Annotated in this window: 3 protein-coding genes; all 3 read right to left on the reverse strand. The window is 68.9% G+C overall.

Annotated elements, in window-relative coordinates; all coding sequences use genetic code 11:
* On the reverse strand, window positions 1-7,000 hold a 7,000-nt coding region (locus ABD974_RS12345), incomplete at its 3' end, for an amino acid adenylation domain-containing protein (RefSeq protein WP_345303642.1).
* On the reverse strand, window positions 6,997-8,373 hold the full coding sequence (locus ABD974_RS12350) for an MFS transporter (RefSeq protein WP_345303643.1): 1,377 nt from the start codon (window positions 8,371-8,373) through the stop codon (window positions 6,997-6,999). The genes ABD974_RS12350 and ABD974_RS12345, both read right to left, overlap by 4 nt.
* A 6-nt stretch (window positions 8,374-8,379) precedes the next feature.
* On the reverse strand, window positions 8,380-17,811 hold the full coding sequence (locus ABD974_RS12355; RefSeq protein ID WP_345303644.1) for a non-ribosomal peptide synthetase: 9,432 nt from the start codon (window positions 17,809-17,811) through the stop codon (window positions 8,380-8,382).
* Window positions 17,812-17,875: the final 64 nt, after the last annotated feature.

Here is a 17,875-nt window from a genome sequence, read left to right on the forward strand (position 1 = left end):
CGTCGCGCCCGGTGTGGCGCGACAGCCACAGCGCCCAGGCGGCCTGGAACAGGGTGTTGAGGGTGACGCCGGCCGCGCGTGCGCGCTGCTGCAGCGCGCCGCTGGTGGCCGCGTCCAGCCGCAGCAGATGGACCTGCGGCCTCGGCGCGACCTCCAGGCCGCGACCCCCGGCCAGCCGCGTGGGCTCGTCGATGCCGTCGAGATGGCGCCGCCAGGCGTCCTCTGCGGCGACGGTGTCCTGCGCGCGGAGCCAGGCGAGGTAGGTCTTGTACGGCACGGGTGTGGGCAGGGTGTCGCCCTGTCCGCGCAGCAGGGCCATGAGTTCATCGACCAGCAGCGGCATCGACCAGCCGTCGAGGAGCAGGTGGTGGTTGCTGAGGATCAGGCGATGGCGGTCGTTTGCGAGGCGCACGAGGGTCATGCGCAGCAGCGGCCCGCGTGCGGCGTCGAAGCGCAGGGACGCGTCGTCGCGCTCGATGTCGGCACAGGCCTGCCGCGCGGCGTCGGGGTCGAGATGGGCGAGATCGACGAAGCGCCAGGGCAGTTCGACGCGACGGGGAATGATCTGGACCGGTTCGCGGGCGCCGCTCTGGACGAAACTGGCGCGCAGGTGCGGGTGGCGCTGCAGCAGCGCATCGCCGGCGGCGCGCAGCGCATCGGGGGACAGTGCGCCGTCGAGGTCGCACAGGGTCTGTACGAGGTAGGCGTCCGCGGCGCCTTCCTCGTAGAGCAGGTGGAACAACAGGCCTTCCTGCAGCGGCGACAGCGGCAGGGTTTCGTCGCCGTCGCGGGCATCGACCGCATCCGCGATGGCGATCCCGGGCGTCTGCGCCGGATCGGCGGTCGCGCGTTCCGACGCGGCGGCCGCGACGAGCGCGAGCCCGGCGATGGTCGGCGACTGGAACACATCGCGCGGGCGCAGTGCGAGGCCGAGCCTGCGGGCGCGACTGACCAGCTGGATCGAGCGGATGCTGTCGCCGCCGAGGTCGAAGAAACTGTGGTCGATGCCGATGTCGCGGACGCCCAGCAGTTCTTCGAACAGCGTCGCGAGCGTGCGCTCGACGGGTGTCCGCGCCGGCCGGGAGTCGCCGGCGCGCAGCTCGGGGGCCGGCAGGGCCTTGCGGTCGATCTTGCCGTTCGCGTTCAACGGCAGCGTGTCCATCACGACCAGCGCGGCGGGCACCATGTAGTCCGGCAGGCGCTGCATCAGGGCGGTGCGGAGGGCATCGACCGTCGCCGCGGGATGTCCGTGATGTCCGACGTAGCCGACCAGCCGCTTGAGTCCCGGCGTGTCCTCGCGCACGACGACCACGCACTGCGCGACGCCGTCGCAGGCGGCCAGTGCGGCTTCGACTTCGCCGAGTTCGATGCGGAAGCCGCGGATCTTGACCTGATGGTCGGCGCGGCCGAGGAAATCCAGGCGTCCGTCGAACGTCCAGCGCGCGAGGTCGCCGGTGCGGTACATGCGTTCGCCGCGGGCGAAGGGGTCCGCCACGAAGCGCTCCGCGGTCAGGTCGGGACGACCGACGTAGCCGTCGGCGACGCCCGGGCCGGCGATGTACAGCTCGCCCGCGACGCCCGGCGGCAGCGGCTGCAGGGACGCGTCCAGCACGTAGGTGCGGGTGTTCGCGATCGGCCGGCCGATGCAGTAATGCGCATGCGACAGCGCCGCGTCGTCGACCGGATAGCAGGTGCTGATGATCGAGACTTCGGTGGGCCCGTACATCTCGACGACGCGCGCTTCGGGGAACGCCGCGCGCATGCGCCGCAGCAGCTCGGTCGAGACGGCCTCGCCGCCGACGAGCAGGGCGCGCATGTCGGGGTAATGATGCGCGGCGTCTTCGCCGAGGTGACCGAGCAGCGCATCCATCAGGCTCGGCACGGCATGCAGGAAGGTGGTGCCGCGGCTGCAGGCGACGAGCTGTGCCGGATCCTGGAGATCGCGCGGATCGATGAGCAGGCTCGTGCCGCCCATGGCGAGCGGCAGCAGCAGTTCCACCAGCGAGATGTCGAAAGCGTGCGAAGCGAGGTTCGGGAACACGTCGCCGGCGCCGAAGCCGAGCGGTTCGACGAGCGCATCGAGGGTGACGACCAGTTGCCGATGGGACACGGAGACGCCCTTGGGACGTCCGGTCGAACCCGAGGTGTAGATGACGTAGGCGGGATGCGCGGGCAGCAGCCGCGGCTGCGCTGCGGCGGCGAAGGTCTCGCCGATGTCGCCGATGTCGGCGTCGAGTCGCCATTGCGGCGCCGCCGACGGCAGCACGCCGGCGCTCGCCGCGTCGGTGAAGATGACCACCGGGCGCGCGCTTTCGACGATGTACGCGATGCGGTCGGCCGGATATTCCGGATCCAGCGGCACATAGGCCGCACCGCTCTTGAGGATGGCGATCAGCGCGACCAGCGTCGTCGGCGAACGCGACAGGCAGCTCGCGACCCGGTCGCCCGGGCCGATCCCGCGCGCGCGCAGACGCCGTGCCAGCAGGTTCGCCTGCGCGTCGAGCGTCGCGTAATCGAGCCGGTGCTCGCCCATGCGCACGGCGATGGCCTGCGGGCGTTCGCGGGCACGGCGTTCGAACCGTTCGACGAACGTGGTGTCCTCGAACGGACGCGCGGTCTCGTTCCACGCATGGCGGATGCGCGCGTCCTCTTCCGGCAGCAGGACGTCGATGCCGCGGATGCCGCGGCCGGCGTCGCGCGCGATCGAGGACAGGGTCCGCGACAGGCGCAGCGCGAGACGCTCCGCGGTCCCGCGATCGAACAGGTCGGTCGAGAATTCGAGCAGTCCCTCGATGCCCTGCGGTCGCTGTTCCGCATCCTGTTTCTCGGTCAGGCTCAGGCTCAGGTCGAACTTGGCGACACCGAAGCCGATTTCCGTGCCCAGCACTTCGAGGCCGTCGAGCTGCGCTTCCGCCTCGCGGGTGTTCTGCACGGCCAGCAACACCTGGAACAGCGGATGGTGGTCGAGCGAGCGGGTTGGATTGACGATGTCCACCAGTCGCTCGAACGGCAGATCCTGGTGCGCGTAGGCCGCAAGGTCCGCGGTGCGGACGCGGTCGATCAGCGTCCTCACGTCGGGGTTGCCCGACAGGTCCGTGCGCAGCACCAGCGTGTTCACGAAGAAGCCGACCAGGTCGTCCAGCGCGTCGTCGGTTCGGCCGGCGATCGGGGTGCCGATCACCACGTCGTCGCCGGCGCCCAGCTTGTGCAGCAGCAGCGCGAACGCGGCGTGCAGCACCATGAACATGGTCGCGTTCTGCTCGCGCGCCAGCGCCAGCAGCCGCGCGTGCGTGTCGGCATCGATCTCGAAGGCGACCACGTCGCCGCGATGGGTCGTGACCGGCGGTCGCGCGCGGTCGACCGGCAGCGCGATCTGCTCCGGGATGCCGGCGAGGGCCTGTTTCCAGAAGGCGCCCTGGCGGGCGATGAGGCTGTCCGGGTCGCCATCGTCGCCGAGCAGTTCGCGCTGCCAGAGCGCGTAGTCGGCGTACTGGACGGGCAGCGGCGCCCAGTCCGGGGCGTGACCGCGGCGTCGCGCGGCATAGGCCTGGCCGAGATCGCGCAACAGCGGTGCCAGCGACCAACCGTCGCCGGCGATGTGGTGCAGCACGAGCACGAGGACATGCTCGTCGTCGGCGATCGACAGCAGGCAGGCGCGCAACGGCAGCTCGGCGGACAGGTCGATGCCGACCGCGGCCAGCGTCTTGACGACCTCGGCCGGGTCGCGTCCGTCGAGCGATGCTTCGGACAGGGCGACGCGACGGCTTCCCGGCGGAAGAATGCGCTGCATGCCGATGCCGTCGGATTCGACGAGCAGGGTGCGGAGCACTTCATGCCGGTCGACGACGTCGTCGAGGGCGCGGGTCAACGCGTCGCGGTCGAGCGCACCGCGCAGGTGCAGCGCCAGCGGGATGTTGTAGGTGCCGCGAACGCCTTCGAGCTGCTGGATGAACCACAGCCGCTGTTGCGCGTACGACAGCGGCACCGTGTCGTCCGCGCCGCGTTCGCGCGGCGAGAGGCGCAGGCGCGCCGCGGAGGCGAAATGCAGTTTCGGCGCCAGCTGGGCGACGGTGGGCGATTCGAACAGGTCGCCGATGCCGAGCTCGACGCCGAGCACGCTGCGGATCCTGCTGACGAGGCGCGTGGCCAGCAGCGAGTGGCCGCCGAGTTCGAAGAAACTGTCGTCGATGCCGACGCTGCCGAGACCGAGCACATCGGCGAACAGTTCGGCCAGCGCGGTTTCCTGCGGGGTGCGCGGGGCGCGACCTTCGCCGCGGCCGAACTCCGGCGCGGGCAGCGCCTTCCGGTCCAGCTTGCCGTTCGGCGTCAGCGGCATCGCATCGAGGGAGACGATGGCCGAGGGCACCATGTAATCGGGCAGCACCCTGGCCAGCGCCTGGCGCAGGCGCCGCGCGAGGGCGCGCTGGTCGCTGTCCGCGTCCGGGTTGTTCGCATAGGTCTCGGCAACGCCGAGATCGCCGAACCCGTCGAGATCGACCAGATGCGCTGTGCCGGCACGCGCGATGTCGATGACGACCAGATCGAACGCGCCGTCGTCGCTGTCGCGCGACCACACCGGCGAGGCGCGATAGCCGAGCGATTCGACCAGCGCGCACAGCGCTTCGGGTTCGCAGGCGTCCGCCGCCGGCGCGGCGATGTTCGCGCGTGCGGCCGCGAGGTCGCCGCGCTGCAGGTCGCGGATCGCGCGCGAAGGGCCCAGCAGGCGGGCGTTCGGGATCCCGGTGATGCGCAGCATCGCGGGACGCCGCGCTTCCAGATGCGCGCGCAGCGCCTCGGCATCGCGGATGTCCTCGCTCCACGCGAGCGCGGGCATGGACGGCGGACGGACGACATCGGCGCCGACCTTGTGCAGGACGACTTCGTAGCGGTAATCGCTGAGTTCGTTGTGCGACCAGCCGCGCTTCAGCAGCATCTCGATGCCGGCGACATCGGGCAGCCGGCGTCCGATCGCGGCGAAGCAGCGCGGGTCGAGCAGCAGTTCCTTCTCGGTCGCGAGGGTCTGCGAAATCCGGCTGCGCAGGGCGGCCGCATCGTCGCCCGGCGATGCCTGGTGCAGGGCGAGCACCGTCGAGAATTGGCGCAGATGGCGCAGGTTGCGCACGTCGCCGATGATCATGCGCCCGCCCGGGGCGAGCAGCGCCATGGCCTGTGCGATGACTTCCTGCAGATAGGTCGCGCTCGGGAAATACTGCACGACGGAGTTGATCAGCACCGTATCGAAGTCGCGTCCCGTCAGCAGTTCGGTTTCGTGCGCGGCGATGGGCAGCAGCTCGACGCGGTCGGCGATGTAAGGATGCTCCGCGAGCGTGGTCCTGAGCGCGTCGATCGCGGGCGCAGAAAAGTCCGTGCCGCAGTAGGCGTCGCAGTGCGGCGCGATCTTCCACAGCATCAAGCCGGAACCGACGCCGATTTCCAGTACGCGACGCGGTTGGTGCGCGAGCACGAGCGAAACGATGGCGGACTGCCATTCGCGCAGGTCGGGCAACGGGATGAGCTGGCCATCGAAGCTGCTGATCAGCGCGCGGAAGTCTTCGTCGTGCGGTGTATCGATCCGCGCATCGTAGAGCCGGTCGTAGACGGCCTGCCATTCGCCGACCTGCGCCTGTTCGCGCCCGGCATCGCGATCGTTGGACACGGTGCCGGGCACGACATAACCGACGAGCCGCTTGAGTCCCTGGGCGTCGTCGCGTGCGACGACCGCGGCCTGGGCGACGCCAGGCAGTTTTGCCAGCTGCGCCTCGATCTCGCCCAGCTCGATGCGGAATCCGCGGATCTTCACCTGATGGTCGACGCGGCCGAGGAATTCCAGCCGGCCCTCGACATCCAGCCGGACCAGATCGCCGGTGCGGTACATCCGTCCGCCCGCGCGGAACGGGCTGGCGACGAAACGCTCCGCGCTCAGACCGGGACGACGCAGATAGCCGCGAGCCAGTCCTTCGCCGCCGAGATACAGCTCGCCCGGGACGCCCGCAGGCACCGGATGCAACGCGGCATCCAGCACGTACGCGTCGGTGTTGGCGATGACCTCGCCCAGCCGGATCGGCGCGTCGCCGATGCGGTCGCACAGCGACCACACGGTGGTTTCGGTCGGGCCATACATGTTCCACAGCGCACCGGCGGCGCGCAGGTAAACGGCCAGTTCCGGCGGCAGCGCCTCGCCGCCGCAGAGCACGCGCAGGCGCGGCGACGGCTGCCAGCCGGCTTCGCGCAGCATCTGCCAGGTGGCGGGCGTGGCCTGCATCAGGTCCGGGGTGTCGGTGTCGAGCAGCGCGCGCAGGCGCTGTCCATCGGCGGTCACGCTGCGCGCGAGGATGCGCACGCTGCCGCCGACGAGCAGGGGCAGGTAGAGCTCGAGCACGGCGATGTCGAAGGAGATCGGGGTGCAGGCGGCGAGGGTTTCGCCGGCGGCCATGCCGGGGGTTTCGGCCATGCTGCACAGGAAGTTGCGCACGCCGCCGTGGCGGACGCTGACGCCCTTGGGACGACCGGTGGAGCCGGAGGTGTAGATGACGTAGGCCGGATGTTCGGCGGAGAGCGCGACGTCGGGGGCGTGGGCGGGCTGGTCGTCGAAGCGACGCGCATCGAGGCACCAGACGCGCTCTGGGTCCGGCAGCGCGTCGAGGTGTCGCGAATGGCCGAGGACGATGTCGGGCCTGGCGTCCTCGACCATGTAGGCGAGGCGCTCGGCGGGGTAATCGAGATCGAGCGGGAGGTAGGCACCGCCGGCCTTGAGCACGGCGAGGAGGGCGACGAGCATGTCGATCGAGCGCGGCAGGGCGACGGCGACGATGCGCTCGGGCCCGATGCCCGCGTGGCGGAGGGCGTGCGCGAGCTGGTTGGCGCGGGCATCGAGTTGTGCGTAGGTGAGCTGCGCGTCGTCGAAGCGCACGGCGACGGCGTCGGGCGTGCGCGCGGCCTGCGCCGCGAACAGCGCGGGGAAGAGAGAGGGGATCTGCGCGTCCTGCATGTCCGGCGTCACCCATCGACCCTGAGCAGACCGGACATCCGCAACACTGCGCCGATCGCGACGACGACGAGCGATGCGGCGCCCGCGATGATGAAAAGTTCCTTGGCCGGCATCTGCCGCGACAACCAGCCGGACAGCGCGACCGAACCGGAGATGTTGATCGTCGAGATCACCATGAACACGCTCGTCGCGCGGCCGCGGATATCGTCCGGGTAACGCTGCTGCAACCAGGAGAACCACGCGATCTCGACGAACCCGCCGCGCGTGCCGATCAGCACGAGCAGGCCGATGTAGACGAACAGCGCGTAACTGAGGGTCGGGTGGACCAGGCCGACCGCAACCAGCAGGGCGGCGGCCACGCCATCCAGCACGAGAATCGCGGGCCACAATCGATTCGACAGTTTGGCGCGAAGCAGGCCGAGCGCGGTCATGCCGATGAAGACACCGACGGCATTCGCCGACACCAGGATGCCGTAGGCCTGCGCGCCCAGGCCGGTGCTCTGTTCCGCCAACAGCGGCAGGCAGATGCGGACGGGGCCACTGAGCACGAAGGCGACCAGCATCCAGTAACACAACACGGTCAGGGCCTGGCGATCGGCGAGGAACCAGCGCACGGCGGGCATCAGGTTGAATGCCGATTTCGGTTGATCGTCCACACGCGGCACGGGGCGGAACACCACCTGATGCATGATCAGCGCGACCAGTCCCAGGCCGATGCCGTCGATCAGGAAGGCGATCGCGAAGATCGTGACGTCGGGCGCGGCCTTCGCCGCGGTGGCGGTCACTTCGCCGTCCTGCGACACGCCGAGCAGCGCACCTGCGAGCAGCGGACCGACGAACGCCGCGACCTGACGGATGCTGCCGACCGCGGAACTGGCGGCGGGCACCATTTCCTTGGGCAGGGTGGACGCGATCAGCGAGAAACTCGCGGGGATCGACAATCCGAATACCAGCCCCGTGGTGAACGCGAAGACGTCGATCATCCACAACTCGATGCTGTCCGCGAACAGGAGCGCGCTGAGACCGAACAGCAGGAGCGCGCAGCAGATGTAGGACCACACCATGATCTTCTTCGGCGAATACATGTCCGCCAGGCCACCGCCGAACAGCAGCAGCAGGATCTGGGGCACGCCCGAAATCACCATCACGGTCGCCAGCGCGAACGGATCGCCGGTGAGTTTCAGCACGAGCCACGGCATCGCCAGGCTGCTGAACTGGCTGCCGAGCAGGGCGATCGTCGAACCGGCCACGATCCAGCGGAAGTTGGAATTGCGGCTGAGGCGCGGATCTTCATACGAAGGCAGCGTGGCCGGAGGAGACGCCTCGATCCCGGGACGGATGGCCTCGATGGCGGGCGCATTCCGCACGTCTGTCTGGTCGTTCATGGACATTCAATTGGCCTCGGCCAGAGTATCGACGCGTTTCGCCGCGCCGGGAGTGGGATGCCATCGGGTCAGCCAGCGATCGACCGCGGCGCCGATCTTCGGGGTGTACTGCAGGTCCATGAGCACGAAATGACCGCATTCGAGATCGAGACGTTCGACGTGGCCATCCACGCGTTCCGTCCAGCCGTCCGTCGCCAGCCGCTGCAGCCGTTCGCCGTTGGATTCGAACAGGGCGGAGACCAGCAACAGGTCGCCGCGGAAACTGCCGCTGGGAGGCGCAACCTTGAAGATCTCGCAATGGTTGCGATAGATCTCGACGGAACGCTCGAAAAGATCTTCGCCCAGGCTGGTGAAGGGACTGTTGCGGGCACGCAGCATGTCGTACGCGGTCGCGAGATCCGGCGTCGGCGCGCCGGGCGGCAGCACGATGCCTTCCATCGAAAGTATCTCGGCGAGGAAATCGTCTCCGAGGTCCTCGCGCGGCTCGGCCAGGTATTCCGTATCGATGATGGAAACCAGGCCGACTTCGAGGCCGCGAAGCTGCATGGCCTTGGCGATTTCGAAGGCCAGCAGGCCGCCGAAAGACCAGCCCAGCAGATGATAGGGGCCATGCGGCTGATACTCGACGATCTGCGTCAGGTAATCGTCGACGATCGCAGCGATGCTTTCGGGCATCGGACCGTCGACCTCGAAATTGCGGGCCTGCAGGCCGATGACGGGATGCCGCGGCGAGATGAAATGCAGCAGTCGCGTGAACGCCCAGCTCAGACCGCTCGCCGGATGCAGGCAGAACAGCGCCGGCAGTTCGCCGGTTTCGCGCAGGGGCAGAAGCGAGACGGTCGACATGTCGCGCGCCTTGTCCGAGAAAATGCGATCGGAGAAGCGCGCCACGGTGGGCGCCTCGAACAGCATGCGGACACCCACTTCGACGTCCATCGAGGCGCGGATGCGGCTGACGAGCTGCGCCGCCAGCAGCGAATGCCCGCCCAGTTCGAAGAAGCTTTCGTCCATGCCGACTTCGTCGAACCCGAGCGTTTCCGCGAACAACGAAGCGATGATTTGCTCCTGCGTGCTGCGGGGAATCCTGCGCACGGTATCGGCGTTTCCTTCGCGGATCGGCGCGGGCAAAGCCTTGCGGTCGATCTTGCCGTTCGCGTTCAACGGCAGCGCGTCCAGAACGACGAAGGCCGAAGGCACCATGTATTCCGGCAGCGCATGCGCCATCGCTGTCCGCAATGCATCGGCGTCGACCGGAACGCCCGGCAGCCCCGCGGCGTAGGCGACCAGCCGCTTCTGCCCGGGAACGTCTTCGCGGGCCAGCACGACGCCTTGAGCCACACCGTCGCAGGCACGGAGCGCGGCTTCGACTTCGCCAAGCTCGATACGGAAGCCGCGGATCTTCACCTGGTGATCCGCGCGGCCGAGGTAATCCAGTCGCCCATCCGGCGTCCAGCGCGCGAGGTCGCCGCTACGGTACATCCGCTCGCCGATCGCGAACGGATCGGCCACGAAACGCTCGGCGGTCAGTCCGCGACGGCCGAGGTAGCCATCCGCCACGCCCGGGCCGGCGATGTACATCTCGCCCGTGACGCCCACCGGTACAGGCTGGAGGCCCGCATCCAGAAGATGGATGCGCGTATTGGCGATCGGGCGACCGATGCAGTATCCCTGATGCGCGAGCGCTTCCGCGTCGATCGGATAGCAGCTGCTGATGATCGACGCTTCCGTGGGCCCGTACATTTCGACCGTTTGCGCATCCGGGAAGATCGCGGTCATCCGGCGCAGCAAGTCCGACGGCACGGCATCGCCGCCGACCAGGAGCAGCCGCATGCGCGGATATGCGGCCGCTGCGCCGTCGGCGCCGAGATGCGTGAGCAGCGCGTCCATCAGACTCGGGACGGCATGCAGGCAGGTTGCGCCTCGCGTATGCGACACCAGCGCATCGAGATCGCGGATATCGTCCGGATCCACGAGAACCGACGTTCCGCCCGATATCAGCGGCAGCAACAACTCGACCAGCGAGATGTCGAACGCATGCGATGCCAGGTTCGGAAAGACATCGCCTGCGACGAACGCGAGTTGTTCGAGGAGCGCCGCAAGCGTGACCGTGAGTTGGCGATGGGAGACGACGACGCCCTTCGGACGGCCGGTCGAACCGGATGTATAGATGAGATAGGCCGCGCGTGCCGATCCATCGACCGGATCGTCGTTCTCCATCGCGCCTGAGGCGCCTGCGAGGCGATCTTCATCGACGATCCAGGTCCGGGCATCCTGCGGCAGCAGTGGATGCGACGCAGCATCGGTCATCACCAGTGTCGGTGCCGCATCCTCGAGAATGTAGGCAAGGCGGTCCGAAGGATAGTCGCGATCGAGCGGTACATAGGTGGCGCCGGCCCGCATGACCGCGAGCAATGCGACCACGCTGTTCGTCGAACGCTTGAGGCAGACCGCGACGCGATCTCCCGCGACGACGCCCCTGGTCCGCAGTTCGGCGGCGAGCGATGCCGATTCCGCGTCGAGCGTGGCGTAGTCCAGCGCAGTGTTCCGATACTGCACAGCGATCGCATGCGGACTGCGTCCGGCCTGGCGCGCGAACAGCGCGGGCAACGTCGTGTCTTCGACCTCGCGCCCGGTGTCGTTCCACGCATGGAGGATCTGCTGACGCTCGTCCCTAGTGAGGACACCGATCCGGTGTATGGGCGTCTGCGGGGCGTGGACAGCGGACTCGAGCACCTGCTTCAGCCGATCGACGAGCCGCTCGATGGTGACGCGGTCGAACAATTCGACGGAATATTCGAATCTGCCGAAAAGGCCTGCGGCACGATGGCGGCTGTCGCGGCGTTCCGCGATGTTGAGCGACAGGTCGAATTTCGCGATCGGGATGTCGAGCGCCGCGGGCGTAGCGGAAACGCCACCGAAATCGAGCGCGGATGCCGACACGCTCTGCACCGCCAACATGACTTGGAACAGCGGATGGTGGTCGAGCGAGCGGGTCGGATTGACGATATCGACCAAGCGCTCGAACGGAAGATCCTGATGCGCATAGGCGGCCAGATCCGCGCTGCGGATGCGGTCGATCAGCGTTCCGAAATCCGGATTCCCGGACAGGTCCGTGCGCAGGACCAGCGTGTTGACGAAGAAGCCGACCAGATTGTCCTGCGCGTCGTCGGTGCGTCCGGCGATCGGCGACCCGATCACCACGTCATCGCCAGCGCCGAGCTTGTGCAGCAACAGCGCGAACGCGGCGTGCAGCACCATGAACAGCGTCGCATTCCGCCCGCGGGCCAGCGCCAGCAGGCGGGCATGGGTCTCGGCGTCGATCTCGAAGGCGACGACATCGCCGCGATGGGACGCGACCGCCAGGCGCGGCCGATCGGTCGGCAGTGCGATCTGTTCGGGGATGCCGGCGAGGGCCTGCTTCCAGAAGGCGCCCTGGCGAGCGATCAGACTGCCGGGGTCGCTGTCCTCGCCCAGCAGTTCGCGTTGCCAGAGCGCGTAGTCGGCGTACTGGACGGGCAGGGGCGTCCAGTCGGGGGCGAGCGTCCGGCAGCGGGCCCCATAGGCCTTTCCGAGGTCGCGCAGCAGCAGCGCCATCGACCAGCCGTCGCCCGCGATGTGGTGCAGCACGAGCAGCAGCACATGCGCGTCGTCGGAGATCTGCAGCAGATGCGCCCGCAGCGGACCTTCGCCGATGAAATCGATGGTTTCGCCGGCCAGCGCCGCGAGCTGACGATCGAGATCGGCCTGAGCTGGCACGATCTGCAGCTGCATCGTCCAGGTATCGGTCGCGTGCTGGTAGGGCACGCCGTCGAATTCCACGAGGCGGGTCCGCAGGATTTCATGACGCTGCACGACATCGCGCAGCGCGGACTGCAGGGCAGCGGTGTCGAGCGCACCCTCCAGGCGTATCGCCAGAGGGATGTTGTAGGTCGCGCTGGCGCCGTCGAGTTGATGGATGAACCACAGCCGCTGCTGCGCGTACGACAGCGGAACCGCATCCTCGGCCGTGCGCTCGTAGGGCACGAGGCGCAACCGCGCTTCGCCGGCCTGCGCGAGCCGCTTCGCGAGGCGTTCGACGTCGGGCGCCTCGAACAGATCGGACAACCGCAGCTCGACCGACATCTGGCTGCGGATCCGGCTGATCAGCCGGGTCGCCATCAGCGAGTGGCCGCCGAGGTCGAAGAAGTTGGCGTCGATCCCGACATCGGCGACGCCCAGCACCTCGGCGAAGATCTTCGCCAGCACGGCTTCGCGCTCGTCGCGCGGCGCGATGCCCTCGGCGACGGCGAACACCGGTGCGGGCAGGGCCTTGCGATCGATCTTGCCGCTGGGGGTGAGCTGGAAGGCCGGCAACACCACGACCGCGGACGGCACCATGTGCGCGGGCAGCACCTCGGCGAGGGCGGCACGCACGGCGGTGGCGTCCAGCGCCGCGCCCGGCTGCGGCGTCGCATAGGCGACCAGCCGCTTCTGGCCGACGCTGTCGTCGCGGGCGACGACGACGCAGTTGAGCACGCCCGGCACCTGCGACAGCCGCGCCTCGATCTCGCCCAGCTCGATGCGATGGCCGCGGATCTTGACCTGGAAGTCGGCGCGGCCGAGGAAGTCGAGCTCGCCCTGCGCCGTCCAGCGCACGAGATCGCCGGTGCGATACATGCGCTGTCCGCGGGCGAAGGGATTGGCGACGAAACGTTCGGCCGTCAACCCCGCGCGGCGGGCGTAGCCGCGCGCCAGGCCCACCCCGGCGATGTAGAGTTCGCCGGGCACACCTGCCGGGACCGGTTGCAGACCGGCATCGAGCACGTAGAGGAAAATGTTCTCGATCGGCGCGCCGAGCCGGATCGGCGCGCCGGGCATGACGCGTTCGCGAAGCGCCCAGACGGTGGTTTCGGTGGGACCGTAGACGTTCCACAACTCGCGGGTCGGCGCCATGAAATTCGCCAGTTCCGGCAGCAGGGCTTCGCCGCCGGTCAACGTACGCAGGCCCGGATAAGGCGTCCAGCCGGTTTCGCGCAGCATCTGCCACGTGGCGGGCGTGGCCTGGAACACGTCCGGCCGCGTGCGTTCGATCAATTCGCGCAGACGCAGGCCGTCGATGCTGATCGAGCGCGGGACGATGCGGATGCAGGCGCCATGGAGCAGCGGCAGGAACAGCTCGAGCACCGAGATGTCGAAGGAGATCGGCGCGCACGCCAGCAGGACTTCGTTCGCCTGCATGCCGGGACTGCGTCCCATGGCTTCCAGGAAATTCATCATGCCGTGATGCGGAATGCACACGCCCTTCGGCCGGCCGGTGGAGCCGGAGGTGAAAATCACGTAGGCGAGCTGCGCCGGATCGCGCGCCACGGCCGGCGCGCGATCGGGTTGCGACGATGCGTCGATGTCGGCCAGCGACAGCAGATTGTCGTGCGCGGACAGGAGTTCGAGACCGACGGCATCCGCGAGGATCGCGACCGGGGCCGCATCCTCGATCATCAGGTTGAGCCGATCCGTCGGATAGTCCAGATCGAGCGGCAGATACGCGCCGCCGGACTTCAGCACGGCGAGCAGGCAGACGAGCAGGTCCAGGGACCGGTTCATCGCGACGCCGACGACGCGTTCCGGGCCGACGCCCCGCGCGATGAGCGCGTGGGCCAGCCGATTGGCGCGCACCGCGAGCTGCGCGTACGTGATCGCTTCGTCGTCGCAGACGGCGGCGACGGCGTCGGGCGTGCGGCGTGCCTGGGCATCGAAGCGCTCGGCCATCGTCGCGTCCTCGCGCGCGAGCGGCGTGCCGCACCACCCAAGCACGATGCGTCGATATTCGTCCGCGGTCAGCACGCCGATCGCGCCGAGCGGCGCGTCCGGCGCGGCCAGCGCTGCGTCGAGAAGACGGATGAACCGCTCGATCATGCGCTCGACGGTCGAACGGTCGAAGAGCTGCACGGCGTACTCGAGCTGCCCGGCGATGCCCGCGGGATGTCGATCGTCGTCGTGGCGTTCGCTGAGGCTCAGGTAGAGATCGAATTTCGCGATCGGGAAATCGAATTCCGCATAGTCCGCGCGAAGCGCGCCGAATCGAGGCGCGGCGTCTTCGGTGTTCTGCACCGCCAGCATCACCTGGAACAGCGGATGATGATCCAGCGACCGGGTCGGATTGATGATGTCGACCAGTCGCTCGAACGGCAGGTCCTGGTGCGCGTAGGCGGCCAGGTCCGCGACGCGCACGCGGTCGATCAGCGCACGCATGTCGGGATTGCCGGAGAGGTCCGTGCGCAGCACCAGCGTGTTGACGAAGAAGCCGACCAGATCGTCCAGCGCGTCGTCGGTACGGCCGGCGATGGGCGATCCGATCACCACGTCGTCGCCGGCGCCGAGCTTGTGCAGCAGCAGCGCGAACGCGGCATGCAGCACCATGAACAGCGTGGCGTTCTGTTCGCGCGCAAGCGTCAGGAGCTTCGCGTGGGTCTCCGCGGTCAACTCGAAGGCCACCACATCGCCTTCGTGCGTTGCGGATGCCGGGCGCGGGCGATCGGTCGGCAGCGCGATCTGTTCCGGAATGCCCGCGAGAGCCTGTTTCCAGAAGGCGGCATGGCGGCGCATGAGGCTGCCGGAATCGCTGTCGTCGCCGAGCAGTTCGCGCTGCCACCGGGCGTAATCGGCGTACTGGACCGGCAGCGGACGCCAGTCGGGCGCGTGTCCGGCGACGCGTGCGGCATAGGCCACGCCCAGGTCGCGCAGCAACGGCGGCAGCGACCAGCCATCGCCGGCGATGTGGTGCAGCACGAGGAGAAGGATGTGCGTGTCGTCCGACACCGTGAGCAGATGCGCGCGCAGCGGAATCTCGCGTCCGAGGTCGATGCCTTCGATCGCCAGCGCGCTCAGGACCTCGGCGGAGTCCGTGCCTTCCTGGCGCTGTTCCGACAGCGGCACGCGATGCGCGCCCGGTGCGAGGATGCGCTGCATGCCCACGCCGTCGCAGTCGATGAGCAGGGTGCGGAGGACTTCGTGCCGGTCGACGACGTCGTCGAGAGCGCGGGCGATGGCGTCACGGTCGAGCGGCCCGTGCAGCCGGATCGCGAGCGGGATGTTGTAGGTGCCGCGAACGCCTTCGAGCTGCTGGATAAACCACAGGCGCTGCTGCGCATAGGACAGCGGAACCGCATCGCCGGGCGCTCGGGCGTAGGCCTTGAGCTGCAGGCGCGCGCGATCCGCATGCACCATCCGTTCCGCGAGGCGCGCGACATCCGATGCCTCGAAGAGGTCGGACAGTTTCAGCTCGACCGACATTTGGCTGCGGATCCGGCTGATCAGCCGGGTCGCCATCAGCGAGTGGCCGCCGAGGTCGAAGAAGTTGGCGTCGATCCCGATTTCGGCGACGCCCAGCACCTCGGCGAAGATCTTCGCCAGCGCGGCTTCGCGCTCGTCGCGCGGCTTGCGTCCTTCGGACGCCGCGAGCACCGGCCCCGCGAGAGCCTTGCGATCGATCTTGCCGCTGGCGGTGAGCTGGAAGGCCGGCATCACCACGACCGCGGACGGCACCATGTGCGCGGGCAGCACCGCGGCGAGCGCGGCGCGGATCGCGTGGGCGTCCAGCGCCTGCTCCGGCTGCGGGGTCGCATAGGCGATCAGCTGCTTCTGGCCGATGCTGTCGTCGCGGGCGACGACGACGCAGTTGAGCACGCCCGGCACCTGCGACAGCCGCGCCTCGATCTCGCCCAGCTCGATGCGATGGCCGCGGATCTTGACCTGGAAGTCGACGCGGCCGAGGAAATCCAGATCGCCCTGCGGCGTCCAGCGCACGAGATCGCCGGTGCGGTACATCCGCTGTCCGCGGGCGAAGGGATTGGCGACGAAACGTTCCGCCGTCAGCCCCGCACGGCGCACGTATCCGCGCGCCAGACCCTCGCCCGCCAGGTAGAGTTCGCCGGCCACACCCGGCGGCACCGGCTGCAGGCCGGCATCGAGCACGTACGCCGCGATGTTGTCGATCACGCCGCCCAGGCGGATCGCGCCGCCGCGTTCCACGCGCTGGCCGAGCGAGTACACCGTCACTTCGGTCGGGCCGTACAGGTTCCAGACCGCATTGGCCTGCAGCAGGTAGTTCGCCAGCTCGGGCAGCAGCGCTTCGCCGCCGGTCACCGCGCGCATGCCGGCATGCGGCTGCCAGCCGGCTTCGCGCAGCATCTGCCACGTGGCGGGCGTGGCCTGGAACACGTCCGGCCGGGTGCGTTCGATCAGGTCCCGCAGGCGCAGACCATCCGCGGCGACCGCGCGCGACGCGATGCGGACGCAGGCGCCCTGCAGCAGCGGCAGGAACATCTCGACCACGGAGATATCGAAGGAGATCGGCGTGCAGGCCAGCAGGGTCTCGCCCGGCACGATGCCCGGGAGCCGGCGCATGGTCTGCAGCAGGTTGACCACCGAGCGGTGCTGCACGCAGACGCCCTTCGGCCGTCCGGTGGAACCGGAGGTGTAGATCACGTACGCGGCATGCCCGCCGTCGAGAGCGACGGCCGGGGAAGACGCGGGCAGGGACGCGGTGTCGAGCGTTTCGATGCACAGGCAGCGCTCGCGCGTCGGCAGGCGATCGAGCGCGGCCGCCTCGGTGAGGATGACGACCGGTGCGGCATCCTCGATCATCACCGCGAGGCGGTCCTGCGGGTAATCCAGGTCCAGCGGCAGGTAGGCGCCGCCGGCCTTGAGCACGGCGAGCATGCAGACGAGCAGGTCGAGGGACCGGTGCATGGCGATGCCGACCATGGCCTCGGGCCCGACGCCCTTGGCGATCAGCAGATGGGCGAGGCGGTTGGCGCGGGCGGCCAGCGCGTCGTAGGTGAGCGCTTCGTCGTCGCAGCGCGCGGCGATCGCGTCCGGCGTGCGCGCGACCTGCGCATCGAACTGCGCGGGCAGCAGCGCGGCCGGCAGCGGGATCGCGCGAAGCACGCCATGGGCGATGTCATCGGGCAGCGTCGCGAGCGACGCGAGGGGAATGCGATGCAGGGGCGTATCGAAGTGATCGGCGAGGCGCGCAGGAAACGCGGATGCGACCGCCTGCAGTCCTTCGGGAAAGCGCACACCGAGATCGGCGGTGGCCGGTGCGATGCCTATCCGCCCGTTCTCGACATCGAGATCGATGAGCCAGGCCGTCACGCCCGAGATGCGGATGATCGCCCTGAACATGCCCGGATGCGCCGGGATTCCGGTCGCGTGCGCATGGAGAACGATCTGCATCGTGCGCAGGGACGCGAACGCTTCGCGCCCGGTGGCCGCATGCGGCGCGTCGCGGTCGAGAAGCGCGTGCAACGTCGACGCATTGCAATCGCCCGGAGCCGGCCACTCGAAGCGATGCATGAGACACGCATTGTCCTGCGCGATCTCGACGTTCGCGTCAGTGTCGATGTCCTGGAGGCAGCGCGCGATGAAACCCAGCCCGGCGGCGAGCCAGGCCGTTCCCATTACCGCATTGACGTGCCGCTCCTCGTGGGGAGCGGTCGTGTGAGTCGCATCCATTCGTCATCTG

It is taken from the genome of Lysobacter hankyongensis (assembly GCF_039543145.1).
In the GTDB taxonomy this organism is placed as follows: domain Bacteria; phylum Pseudomonadota; class Gammaproteobacteria; order Xanthomonadales; family Xanthomonadaceae; genus Lysobacter_I; species Lysobacter_I hankyongensis.

What these genes read in the sequence shown, in the direction of transcription:
- ABD974_RS12350 (WP_345303643.1), bottom strand. Translation starts at nt 8,373, where the DNA reads ATGAACGACCAGACAGACGTGCGGAATGCGCCCGCCATCGAGGCCATC.
- ABD974_RS12355 (WP_345303644.1), bottom strand. Translation starts at nt 17,811, where the DNA reads ATGGGAACGGCCTGGCTCGCCGCCGGGCTGGGTTTCATCGCGCGCTGC.